Genomic DNA, 11,773 nt, shown 5'->3' with positions numbered 1-11,773 from the left:
GGAGTGTATAAATAGATGAAACTCGAAAATTCACAAAAGGTGAATGGGGACGTAGTAGCAAACATTGAAAAGGATTTAAGGTATATTTCCGGTATTATCAAACAAAAAGGAAGAGAAATGCTGGGTAATTATAAAATTACTCCGCCCCAATTTGTTGCATTACAATGGCTCTTTGAAGACGGTGACATGACCATCGGTGAGCTTTCTAATAAAATGTATTTGGCGTGCAGTACAACTACGGATTTGGTCGATCGCATGGAGAAGAATTTGCTTGTGGAACGAGTAAAGGACCCAAGTGACCGCCGCGTGGTTAGAATTCATTTATTAGAAGAAGGAAAGCGAATTATCGATGAGGTGATTAAAAAACGTCAGGTATATCTAGAGGAAATTTTAATTGATTTCACTTCAGAAGAAATCCTTCTTCTTCAACAGAGTTTAAAGAAATTACATCAAGAAATGCGTTAAGAATGAGGCGAGAAGTTTGAAGCAACCAATAGGTGTCATTGATTCAGGTGTCGGAGGATTAACCGTTGCCAAAGAGGTAATGAGGCAGCTTCCAAATGAAAAAATCATCTATTTAGGTGATACCGCACGCTGCCCCTATGGTCCAAGGACAACCAAAGAGGTAAAGAGATTTACATGGGAGATGACCCGTTTCTTATTAGAAAAAAACATCAAAATGCTTGTTATTGCTTGTAATACCGCAACCGCTGCAGCTCTGGAAGACATTCGTAAGGAACTTTCCATTCCTGTAGTCGGAGTCATTAATCCAGGAGCACGTGCTGCAATTAAACGAACAAAGAATTATCGGGTTGGAATGATTGGTACAGAAGTAACGGTTAAGAGCGGTGCATATGAAAAGGCGTTGAAATCGCTGAATAGCCGGATTTTTGTAAAGGGACATGCGTGTCCGAAATTTGTCCCGCTTGTTGAGAGTGGGGAATATGATGGCCCGATAGCTGAAAAAATTGTGAACGAGTCGTTAAAACCCATGCTGCAGCAAAACTTAGATACGCTTATTTTAGGCTGTACGCACTATCCATTACTTGAACCACTCATTAAAAAGACGATGGGTACTGAAGTGAATGTGATTAGTTCTGGTGATGAAACGGCACGTGAAATCAGTGCTATCCTCGAATATAATGGTTTGCTAGAGACCTGTGAGGAAGAGCCTGAACATGAGTTTTACACGACTGGATCAAGAAGGATTTTTTCGAAAATTGCTTCACAATGGCTGGGAGTGCCTATTAATCCTGTTAATAAAATTAAACTCTAATTAGAAGAGGTTGTCTAAAATGACAGCCTCTTCTTTATTGTGTAAAAAAATTTTTTAATAGAAAAGTTCTATTTTTCTTTCATAAGGCGGTCTAAATTCTTACAAGGCTCGTATACATGTTAGTACAAACTGTCTTAGGGGGGAATTATGATGTCTAATAATAAAGCAAAAATTATTGGTTTAACTGTTCTTACTTCAACCGTTCTACTTTCTGGCTGTGGCTTGTTTGGGACCGAAACACAAAAGAAAATCGACCCACCAAAAACTGTCGTGCAAAACAAGACAAGTAAAGAGACAACTGCAGCTAAAAAAGAAAATGCAGAAAATGTCGTAAAAACAGAATTATACTTAATTGATAAAAATGGCTATGTGGTACCACAGACCTTAGCTTTGCCGAAAACATCTTCCGTAGCCAAACAAGCATTAGAATACCTAGTGGCCAATGGACCTGTCTCCGAACTGCTTCCTAATGATTTTAGAGCTGTCCTACCGGAGGATACCGAGCTTTCTGTTGATATTAATAAAGAAGGTGTCGCTACAGTCAATTTCTCGAAGGAATTTAAAAATTATCAGCCAAAGGATGAGATGAAAATTCTTCAGTCCGTAACATGGACACTGACTCAATTTGATAATGTGAAATCAGTCAAACTTAAAATGAATGGTCATGACTTAACGGAAATGCCTGTAAATGGAACACCAATCAGTGAAAATCTTTCAAGAGCAACAGGTATTAACTACGATACAACGGATGTAGTAGATATCACGAATACAAAGCCTGTAACCGTCTATTATATTGGTGGAGAAGAGGGCTCTTACTACTATGTTCCAGTTACTCGCAGGGTGAGTGCGAGCGAGACAAATAATATCGTTGCAGTGGTGAATGAGTTAATAAAAGGACCTAGTGAAAAATCAAACCTTGTTTCAGAATTTATGCCAGATGTGAAGCTTCTTGAGGCTCCTAAATACGAGGATGGAAAAGTTACCTTAAACTTTAATGAGAATATTTATGGCAGCTTTGAAGAAAAGGTCATCTCTCAACATCTACTAGATGCACTGGTTCTTTCCTTAACGGAACAAACAGGTGTTGAGAAGGTTGCTGTTCAAGTAAAAGGAAAAGCTGAGTTAAAAAATGATAAAGGGAAAAAATTAACTGAGCCAGTAACTCGACCAGAAAAAGTCAACACAGGTAGTTTTTAAAAAAAGTTTTTTGTTATACTATATAGTGACAATGAAAGAGGTTGGCTAGAAGGCCGCCTCTTCTTTATTTGGAATAATAAACATGAAGTAATGCTTTACGAAATGAAGGAGGAAGTACAAGTGCGAGTGGATGGAAGAGAACCATTACAGCTAAGACCAATACATATTGAAACCAATTATTTAATGCATCCTGAAGGTTCTGTCCTTATTTCTGTTGGGAATACAAAGGTGATTTGTACAGCCAGTATTGAAGAGAGAGTCCCTCATTTTATGAGAGGGGAAGGAAAGGGCTGGATTACCGCAGAGTACTCAATGCTTCCTAGAGCGACAGAGACTAGAAACATTCGAGAATCATCAAAAGGAAAAGTGTCCGGCCGTACGATGGAGATTCAACGCTTAATAGGCCGTGCGCTGAGAGCGATTGTAGATCTATCAGCTCTAGGAGAAAGAACGGTTTGGATAGATTGTGACGTGATTCAAGCAGATGGAGGCACACGTACAGCCTCCATTACTGGTGCGTTTGTCGCGATGACGATTGCTCTTAACAAACTGGCAGAGAAAAAGTCACTTTCAAAGTTTCCAATTACAGATTATTTAGCTGCAACTAGTGTAGGAATCTTGCAAAATAAACAAATTGTGCTGGATTTAAACTACGCGGAAGATTCGAAAGCTGAGGTCGATATGAATGTTGTCATGACAGGAGCCGGTGAATTTGTAGAATTACAGGGAACGGGAGAGGAATCGACGTTCTCTTATGAACAGCTTCAAGGACTGCTTTCAGCGGCTCAGGAAGGGCTAATGGAGCTATTTGAACAGCAAAAAGCTGCTTTGGGTGAGAGCATTACGAAGAAAATTGAAGCACGTAGAAAAAAATAAGAGGGGAACCATGATGAAAGAAGTTATTATTGCTACTAAAAACCCTGGGAAAGCCAGAGAATTTGAACATATCTTTGCATCAAGAGGTATTGAGGTCAAAACATTGCTAGATTTTCCAGAGATTCCAGAGGTGGAAGAAACCGGCACTACGTTTGAAGAAAACGCCATTTTAAAAGCCGAGGCAGTCTCTAAAGTCTTAAATAAAATGGTCATTGGTGATGATTCTGGTTTAATTGTTGATGCTCTTGAAGGAAGGCCGGGAATCTATTCTGCCCGTTATGCAGGGGAACCGAAGAATGATCAGAACAATACCGAAAAAGTGTTAGCTGAATTGAAAAATGTCCCTGATGAAACCAGGACAGCCAGATTTTACTGTGCATTGGCTGTTGCCGTACCAGGTCAAAAAACGATGATGGTGTCAGGCACCTGTGAAGGTCGTATACTTAATGAACCTAGAGGGGTAAATGGGTTTGGATATGACCCGGTGTTTTATGTGCCGGAGAAAGGTCTTGCTATGGCCGAGTTATCTGCTGATGTGAAAAATAAAATCAGCCATCGTGCAAATGCGTTGAAAAAGCTCGATGTATTGCTAGATTCTATATTAGAAAGCCCTGAACAGTCATGAGCAAGGTTTTAATTGTCAGTGATAGTCACGGGTTAACTAAAGAGCTCGAAATCATTAGAGAAAGGCATTTAAGCGACGTAGATGTTATGATTCACTGCGGAGATTCACAGTTAATGCCTGATGACCGGGCGATATCCGGCTATGTAACTGTGATGGGAAATTGTGATTTTGGTGGTGGCTTTCCGTTAGAGACGGTCTTAGAGACTGCTGGACATAAATTTTTTGTTACACATGGGCATCGATACTCTGTCAAAACTTCATTGATGAGTTTAAAATACAAGGCACAAGAAGTGGATGCGGACATCGTCTGTTTTGGTCATTCCCATGTATTAGGTGCAGAAGAAATTGGTGGAACATTATTTTTAAATCCTGGAAGCATACGCCTCCCTCGTGAGCGGTTGGAAAAAACCTATGTGATCCTGGATTTGAAGGATGAGAAAGTGAAAATGTCCGTTTACGAGGTCAATGGTCAGGAATTAACAAATTTAGCTTGTGAATTCAATCTACGAAGATAAGGGGGAACCTTTCCCCCATTTATTTTATTGAAAAGCTCTTTTTTTAAACTTTGTTGCTCTTTGTACATTTTGGTTCCTGATTCTAAAGCACTTTCGGACTGAGTTGGCGGAAAACAGGGAAACACTGTTAGAAGGCAGGGCAACTTTGGACAGAGTTGGCAGAAAACAGGTGAACATTGTCAGAAGGCAGGGCAACTTTGGACAGAGTTGGCAGAAAACAGGTGAACATTGTCAGAAGGCAGAGCAACTTTGGACAGAGTTGGCAGAAAACAGGTGAACATTGTCAGAAAGCAGAGCAACTTTGGACAGAGTTGGCAGAAAACAGGGAAACATTGTCAGAAGGCAGAGCAACTTTGGACAGAGTTGGGGGAAAACAGGGAAACACTGTCAGAAGGCAGGGCAACTTTGGACAGAGTTGGCAGAAAACAGGTGAACATTGTCAGAAGGCAGAGCAACTTTGGACAGAGTTGGCGGAAAACAGGGAAACACTGTCAGAAGGCAGAGCAACTTTGGACAGAGTTGGCAGAAAACAGGGAAACACTGTCAGAAGGCAGAGCAACTTTGGACAGAGTTGGCGGAAAACAGGGAAACATTGTCAGAAGGCAGAGCAACTTTGGACAGAGTTGGCGGAAAACAGGGAAACACTGTCAGAAGGCAGAGCAACTTTGGACAGAGTTGGTGGAAAACAGGGAAACATTGTCAGAAGGCAGTGCAACTTTGGATAGAGTTGGCAGAAAACAGGTGAACATTGTCAGAAGGCAGAGCAACTTTGGACAGAGTTGGTAAAAACAGCGAAACCTTGTTAATAGATGTGCGACTTCAATGGAAAACAAAAGTATAAAATAACAACAATCCTTGCGAAAATAGCTTATTGTAAAAATAAAAAGAAGTGTGTTGACTTTTGGATAGTAGGATAATATAATAAATCTTGTCTTAAAGAACAATTAATATGTCCCAGTAGCTCAGCCGGATAGAGCATACGCCTTCTAAGCGTACGGTCGGGAGTTCGAATCTCTCCTGGGACGCCATTTTCTTGTAAGATGTAAAACTACATACCAATCATATAACTCACCAGCACTGGTGAGTTTTTTTTGTTTAGTAATTATGCTACACTAATGTCCAACAATAATCTGAAGGACGGTATACTATGAAAAAACGGGAACAAGCCAAAAGAAAAGATAATATCATTTACTTTCCCGGACTAGAAAAAAGGTTAACAGATAAAGGGTTGGAAAGCCTTGAAAAGAAAAAATTTAAAGAAGCCATAACTCTTTTAGAAGAAGCTAAAGAACTTGACCCGGATAACGATAATATATTAATTGGGCTAGTGCTCGCTTATTTTGAAGCAGGCTCTTTCAAGAACGCCAATGTACTTGCGAAGGAGATGCTGCTTAAGGGAATTGGTGACTATTTTCAGTTAGTTGATTTGTATTTGACTGTGTTGATTCAGTTGCATGAATACCATGAGATTGTCTCTACTATTGAGGCTCTCTTTGAAGAAAAGGAAATTCCGCCAGAAAAACATGATCACTTCTTAACCATCCTTCAATTCAGCCGAAGGATGGCGGAAAATCGTCAGGCACCAGAAGAGAAAAACGTGTCCGAGGAAGCCAATGCAAAAGAGCTTAATCTATTAAAAATCAATAACTTAAACGAGCAGCTACTTCTTATTTCAGGCTTAGCGGAAAAAAACATTCGCCCCTATATAAATGAAATTGCTGATTATTTAAAAGTAGAAACTGGGCATCCGTTTCTTAAAACAATGCTATTAACTCTTTTAAAAGAGCAAGAAATTGATAGAGAATTTGTGATAAAGAAATTTACGAGTGAACAAAGCTTCCACCCAGTCAACCTACCTGAAGTAAGGGTTCATCCGAAAATGAAAAGGGTAAAGGAACTACTAGAAGCCCAGTTAGAGAGCAATGATCCTATACTATTTGAACACACCATCGGGATGGTAGAACGAACCTTTTTTATCACTTATCCATTTGATTTCCAACCGGAAAAACCAGATGCTTGGGCGGCAGCCTTTCATTTAGTAGCTGAAAATTATTTGGGGATGGATGGAAAAGTCGAGAGGCTATCAAGTGATTATCAAATTCCAATAGAAGAAATTGAGCAGGCGAGGGTTCAAATAGAGGAAATTGAGAAAATTTCTTATCCTAATATATAGGCTTCGCTGTTGAAAGAAAACAATCCTGTGTTATAATGTAGGGGTTGCATTGTGTAAAAAACTATATTTTACATTTAAAAATGGAAGATTGGCTTGATGGACAAGACAATTTCCGACTCAATTCGTTACGAATGATATGAGAATAGATTTGTTGGAGGGAAAAAGGTATGACAGTAAAATGGGAAAAATTAGAAGGAAACCAAGGTGTCCTTACAGTTGAAGTAAGTGCTGAAGAGGTAACAAAAGGTCTAGACGCAGCATTCCAAAAGGTTGTTAAAACAGTAAGCGTTCCAGGCTTCCGTAAAGGTAAAATGCCTCGTGGAATGTTTGAAAAGCGCTTTGGCGTAGAAGCACTATATCAAGATGCATTAGATTTCATTCTTCCAGAAGCATATGGAAAGGCAATCGATGAAACTGGAATCGAGCCAGTTGATCGTCCTGAAATCGATATCGAGCAAATGGAAAAAGGCAAAGAGCTTATCTTCAAGGCAACTGTTACAGTAAAGCCTGAAGTGAAATTAGGCGAATACAAAGGCCTTGAAGTTGAAGAATTAGATGCTAACGTAACGGATGAAGACGTTGCAAACGAATTAAAAACTCTTCAAGAACGTCAAGCTGAGTTAGTTGTTAAAGAAGAAGGAACTGCTGAAAACGGTGATACAGTTGTTATCGATTTCGAAGGATTTGTTGATGGCGAAGCTTTCGAAGGTGGAAAAGCTGAAAACCACTCATTAGAATTAGGTACTGGATCTTTCATCCCTGGCTTTGAAGAGCAATTAGTTGGAGTAAAAGCTGGTGAATCTAAAGATGTAGAAGTAACATTCCCTGAAGAATACCATGCTGCTGAGCTTGCTGGTAAGCCTGCAGTATTCAAAGTGACTGTTCACGAAATTAAAGGAAAAGAACTTCCTGCTTTAGATGACGAGTTTGCTAAAGATGTAGATGATGAAGTTGAAACATTAGATGCTCTTAAAGAAAAAATCAACACTCGTTTAGTAGATAGCAAAAAGCATGAAGCAGAGCACCACCTACGTGATACTGTAGTTGAAAAAGCTGCTGAAAATGCTGAAGTTGAAATTCCAGAAGTTATGGTTACAAATGAAGTAAACCGCATGCTTCAAGAGTTTGAACAACGTTTACAAATGCAAGGTATGAACCTTGAGCTTTACTTCCAATTCTCTGGTCAAGACGAAAATGCATTACGTGAGCAAATGAAGGAAGAAGCACAATCCCGCGTAAAAGTGAACTTAACTTTAGAAGCGATTGCTAAAGCTGAAAACCTTGAAGTAACTGACGAAGATGTAGAAGCTGAACTAGAAAAAATGGCTGGTATGTACAACATGACAGTTGATATGATTAAACAAGCTCTTGGCGGTTCTGAAGGTATTAAAACTGACCTTAAACTTAAAAAAGCTGTTGATTTTCTTGTTGAAAACAAGAAATAAATTTTAACCATTTAAAAAAACAAGGTGCGATTTTTATCGTGCCTTGTTTTATACATTTTTCTCATTACATATTATAATAAGGACAGGGAAACCTGTTTATTATCCTGTTAAGTTCCTCAGCAGGGAATAATTTTTATCCTTCAATGGGCAGGAAATAGAGTAAACGAAGGCGAATAATTAATTTCCAAACAGTTTTAAGACTTAATTTTAAAAAATATGGTTAAGATTAATGAGTACATAAGTTTTCCATCGACTTACACAAACAAAAAGAGTAAAGAAAAAACATAATTGCATAATGCGTTTTATTTCCAGTCCATTGACTTCATGTGTTACAATGCAAAATACATACCACCTGAATAGTTAGAAAAATATAGACTTTTGTTTGTGTAAATCACTGCTTCAAATAGGGTACTAACAACGTTTTAAGGGGTGAAAGGATTGTTTAAATTTAATGATGAAAAAGGACAGTTAAAGTGTTCCTTCTGTGGAAAAACACAGGATCAAGTTCGTAAATTAGTTGCCGGGCCTGGAGTTTATATATGCGATGAATGTATCGAGCTTTGCACAGAAATCGTGGAAGAAGAACTTGGAACGGAAGAAGAAGTAGAATTTAAAGACGTTCCAAAGCCAAAGGAAATCTGTGAAATTCTTAAGGAATACGTCATTGGCCAGGACCAGGCGAAAAAATCTCTATCAGTAGCGGTTTACAATCACTATAAGCGAATCAATTCGAACAGCAAAATTGATGACGTAGAGCTTTCAAAGAGTAATATTTGTATGATTGGACCAACTGGTAGCGGTAAAACATTATTAGCACAAACATTGGCTCGAATCTTGAATGTGCCATTTGCAATTGCTGATGCTACTTCCTTAACCGAGGCTGGATATGTTGGGGAAGACGTAGAAAATATTTTATTAAAATTGATCCAAGCTGCTGATTATGATGTGGAAAAAGCAGAAAAAGGAATCATCTATATTGATGAAATTGATAAAATCGCTCGTAAATCAGAGAATCCTTCTATTACACGTGATGTTTCTGGTGAGGGTGTGCAACAGGCATTATTAAAAATTCTTGAAGGTACGGTTGCAAGTGTTCCGCCACAAGGTGGAAGAAAGCATCCACATCAGGAGTTTATCCAAATTGATACTACAAATATTTTATTTATCTGCGGTGGAGCATTTGACGGAATCGAGCCAATTATTAAACGCCGTTTAGGCCAAAAGGTAATTGGATTTGGATCAGATGTGAAGCAGGTAGATGTTTCTCAAAAAGAGCTTCTTTCAAAAGTATTGCCTGAAGACTTACTTCGTTTTGGATTAATTCCAGAATTCATCGGTCGTCTTCCAGTGATTGCTAGCCTTGAGCAATTAGATGAAACAGCATTGATTGAAATTTTAACAAAACCAAAAAATGCGCTTGTTAAACAATATCAAAAAATGCTTGAAATCGATGATGTAGAGCTGCAATTTGAAGATGGCGCATTAGAGGAAATCGCGAAGAAAGCAATTGAACGAAAAACGGGTGCCCGTGGTCTTCGTTCAATAATCGAAGGAATCATGCTTGATGTCATGTTTGATCTTCCTTCACGCGAAGATATAACTAAATGTATTATTACGAAGGAAACTGTCTTAGAAAACAGTGTTCCGAAATTAGTGTTAGAAGATGGAACGGTTGTTGCAGAAGAAAAATCCGCATAAACTTTAAAAGACCTGGCTCTCTGCCAGGTCTTTTTCTATTACAAGGGATATTAAATTCTACTTCGAGAATTGTCCAGATCCAGCGCCTAGCCCCTCGGGTCAAATAACCTTCTGCAATAAAAGTCAAAGAGCGACTTTTCTTGCAGAAGAACATTTGCCTGTCGGGGCTGAACAAGGCGCTTCCGCTTTTCTTTTTTTTTGTGGTTTATTCCTCCTTCCAGCAGGAAATACTTATTAATATATTGTGAGTATGTAGTAGGAGGGAAATGTATGAGTTGGACGGGGATTGCCTTATTTATACAGCTATTTTTCGGAATCATTATTGGGCTGTATTTTTGGAATTTGTTGAGGAATCAGCGTACGCAAAAAGTGTCCATTGACCGGGAATCCCGTAAAGAAATGGAGCAGCTTCGTAAAATGAGATCCATTTCATTGACTGAACCATTAGCTGAAAAAGTTCGCCCTACAAGCTTTAAGGATATTGTAGGCCAAGAAGATGGGATTAAATCATTAAAGGCGGCCCTTTGTGGACCAAATCCGCAGCATGTAATTATTTATGGACCACCGGGAGTTGGTAAAACAGCAGCTGCCCGCCTCGTTCTAGAAGAGGCCAAAAAGAATCAAAAGTCACCATTTAAAGCATCCTCTGTGTTTATTGAATTAGACGCCACAACAGCACGGTTTGACGAAAGAGGAATTGCAGACCCTTTAATTGGTTCTGTTCATGATCCTATTTATCAAGGTGCAGGGGCAATGGGACAGGCAGGTATACCGCAGCCAAAACAAGGTGCTGTGACAAATGCACATGGTGGAGTACTCTTTATTGATGAGATTGGCGAATTACATCCAATCCAAATGAATAAACTTCTAAAAGTATTAGAGGATCGAAAGGTCTTTCTGGAAAGTGCCTATTATCATGAGGAAAATACGCAAATACCAACGCATATTCATGATATTTTTAAAAATGGACTTCCTGCCGATTTTCGCTTAATTGGTGCGACTACTAGGACTCCGAGTGAAATTCCTCCGGCGATCCGTTCCCGCTGTATGGAGGTTTTCTTCCGCGATTTAAATCAGGAGGAAATTGTGGAAGTAGCGAAGAAAGCGGCTGAAAAAGTAAATCTAGAAATTTTTGAAACAGGTGTGAATACCTTATCTACATATGCGAGAAATGGCCGTGAAACGGTCAATATGATCCAAATTGCAGCTGGGCTTGCCATTACAGAAGACCGTAATTATATCAAGGATGAAGATATTGAGTGGGTTATCCATTCCAGTCAAATGACTCCAAGGATGGAAAGAAAGATTAATGATATTTCACATGTGGGTCTGGTGAATGGATTAGCTGTGTATGGGCCAAACTCTGGTGCCTTGCTCGAGATTGAAGTAACGGTCATCCCTGCAAAAGACAAGGGAACAATCAACATAACTGGTATTGTTGAAGAAGAAAGTATTGGCGGTCAAGGGAAATCCATTCGCCGGAAGAGTATGGCACGCGGTTCGATCGAAAATGTGATTACGGTTCTCCGTTCGATGGGAGTACCCGCTAATGACTACGATATTCACGTTAATTTTCCTGGCGGGGTCCCAATCGATGGACCTTCTGCAGGAATCGCCATGGCAACAGGAATTTATTCCGCCATTTACAAAATTCCCATTGATAACACGGTAGCTATGACTGGTGAGATTAGTATTCATGGCAATGTGAAGCCTATTGGCGGGGTTTATCCTAAAGTGAAGGCAGCAAGAAAGGCAGGAGCCAAAACCGTCATCATTCCAGAGGAAAATAAGCAAACCATCTTGAATGAGATTGACGGAATCAACATCGTTCCTGTCACCCACTTACATGAAGTATTTGAGATTGCCTTAGTCCAATCCTTCGGAAAACACGAAGCCATCCCAGCCTCGATTGAACTAACAAAGAAAGAATCAATTTAATTTAAAAAGAGATTATAGAACTTCGGTTTG

At 39.3% G+C, this 11,773-nt stretch carries 11 protein-coding genes and 1 tRNA gene; all 12 read left to right on the top strand.

Annotated elements, in window-relative coordinates; translation table 11 throughout:
* Positions 1 to 15 precede the first annotated feature (15 nt).
* The 12 genes from AC3A54_RS03745 to lonB all read left to right on the top strand — a co-directional run bounded on the left by AC3A54_RS03745 (position 16) and on the right by lonB (position 11,743).
* Entirely contained in the window at positions 16 to 465 is a 450-nt protein-coding gene (locus AC3A54_RS03745) for a MarR family winged helix-turn-helix transcriptional regulator (protein ID WP_308082974.1), read from the top strand.
* Between the two features lie 16 nt (positions 466 to 481).
* Positions 482 to 1,276 (top strand): glutamate racemase, encoded by a 795-nt coding sequence (racE, locus tag AC3A54_RS03740; RefSeq protein ID WP_487653366.1) that lies wholly within the window; start codon positions 482 to 484, stop codon positions 1,274 to 1,276.
* A 150-nt stretch (positions 1,277 to 1,426) separates the two neighbouring features.
* Complete coding sequence (locus AC3A54_RS03735) at positions 1,427 to 2,473, top strand: GerMN domain-containing protein (RefSeq protein ID WP_487653365.1); 1,047 nt, start codon at positions 1,427 to 1,429, stop codon at positions 2,471 to 2,473.
* A gap of 120 nt (positions 2,474 to 2,593) precedes the next feature.
* Positions 2,594 to 3,349: a ribonuclease PH gene (gene rph, locus AC3A54_RS03730; protein ID WP_309860277.1), complete on the top strand. Its 756-nt coding sequence runs from the start codon at positions 2,594 to 2,596 to the stop codon at positions 3,347 to 3,349.
* A 13-nt stretch (positions 3,350 to 3,362) separates the two neighbouring features.
* The gene (locus AC3A54_RS03725; RefSeq protein WP_487653485.1) at positions 3,363 to 3,974 is read left to right on the top strand and encodes an XTP/dITP diphosphatase; all 612 of its coding nucleotides are present in this window, start codon (positions 3,363 to 3,365) and stop codon (positions 3,972 to 3,974) included.
* Positions 3,971 to 4,489: a metallophosphoesterase family protein gene (locus tag AC3A54_RS03720; RefSeq protein WP_487653364.1), complete on the top strand. Its 519-nt coding sequence runs from the start codon at positions 3,971 to 3,973 to the stop codon at positions 4,487 to 4,489. Before AC3A54_RS03725 ends, AC3A54_RS03720 begins: the two co-directional genes overlap by 4 nt.
* A gap of 249 nt (positions 4,490 to 4,738) precedes the next feature.
* A complete protein-coding gene (locus AC3A54_RS03715; RefSeq protein ID WP_487653363.1) occupies positions 4,739 to 5,275 on the top strand; it encodes a hypothetical protein in 537 nt (178 codons plus the stop codon).
* A 165-nt stretch (positions 5,276 to 5,440) separates the two neighbouring features.
* Positions 5,441 to 5,517, top strand: a tRNA-Arg gene (locus AC3A54_RS03710).
* A gap of 119 nt (positions 5,518 to 5,636) precedes the next feature.
* Positions 5,637 to 6,662: a tetratricopeptide repeat protein gene (locus tag AC3A54_RS03705; RefSeq protein ID WP_487653362.1), complete on the top strand. Its 1,026-nt coding sequence runs from the start codon at positions 5,637 to 5,639 to the stop codon at positions 6,660 to 6,662.
* Between the two features lie 167 nt (positions 6,663 to 6,829).
* Positions 6,830 to 8,107, top strand: a complete 1,278-nt coding sequence (gene tig, locus AC3A54_RS03700) for a trigger factor (protein WP_308082979.1) — start codon at positions 6,830 to 6,832, stop codon at positions 8,105 to 8,107.
* A 438-nt stretch (positions 8,108 to 8,545) separates the two neighbouring features.
* Entirely contained in the window at positions 8,546 to 9,805 is a 1,260-nt protein-coding gene (clpX, locus tag AC3A54_RS03695) for an ATP-dependent protease ATP-binding subunit ClpX (RefSeq protein WP_308082980.1), read from the top strand.
* Positions 9,806 to 10,075: 270 nt separating this feature from the next.
* The gene (lonB, locus tag AC3A54_RS03690; protein WP_487653361.1) at positions 10,076 to 11,743 is read left to right on the top strand and encodes an ATP-dependent protease LonB; all 1,668 of its coding nucleotides are present in this window, start codon (positions 10,076 to 10,078) and stop codon (positions 11,741 to 11,743) included.
* Positions 11,744 to 11,773 lie beyond the last annotated feature (30 nt).

It is taken from the genome of Neobacillus sp. Soil_C_43, assembly GCF_057656715.1.
The sequence above is the reverse complement of the archived record's forward strand: the minus strand, read 5'-3'. Positions and strand labels throughout refer to the sequence as shown.

Coding starts and splice junctions, on each gene's coding strand:
- AC3A54_RS03745 (WP_308082974.1), top strand. CDS start 16: ATGAAACTCGAAAATTCACAAAAGGTGAATGGGGACGTAGTAGCAAAC.
- AC3A54_RS03735 (WP_487653365.1), top strand. CDS start 1,427: ATGTCTAATAATAAAGCAAAAATTATTGGTTTAACTGTTCTTACTTCA.
- AC3A54_RS03725 (WP_487653485.1), top strand. CDS start 3,363: ATGAAAGAAGTTATTATTGCTACTAAAAACCCTGGGAAAGCCAGAGAA.
- AC3A54_RS03720 (WP_487653364.1), top strand. CDS start 3,971: ATGAGCAAGGTTTTAATTGTCAGTGATAGTCACGGGTTAACTAAAGAG.
- AC3A54_RS03705 (WP_487653362.1), top strand. CDS start 5,637: ATGAAAAAACGGGAACAAGCCAAAAGAAAAGATAATATCATTTACTTT.
- tig (WP_308082979.1), top strand. CDS start 6,830: ATGACAGTAAAATGGGAAAAATTAGAAGGAAACCAAGGTGTCCTTACA.
- lonB (WP_487653361.1), top strand. CDS start 10,076: ATGAGTTGGACGGGGATTGCCTTATTTATACAGCTATTTTTCGGAATC.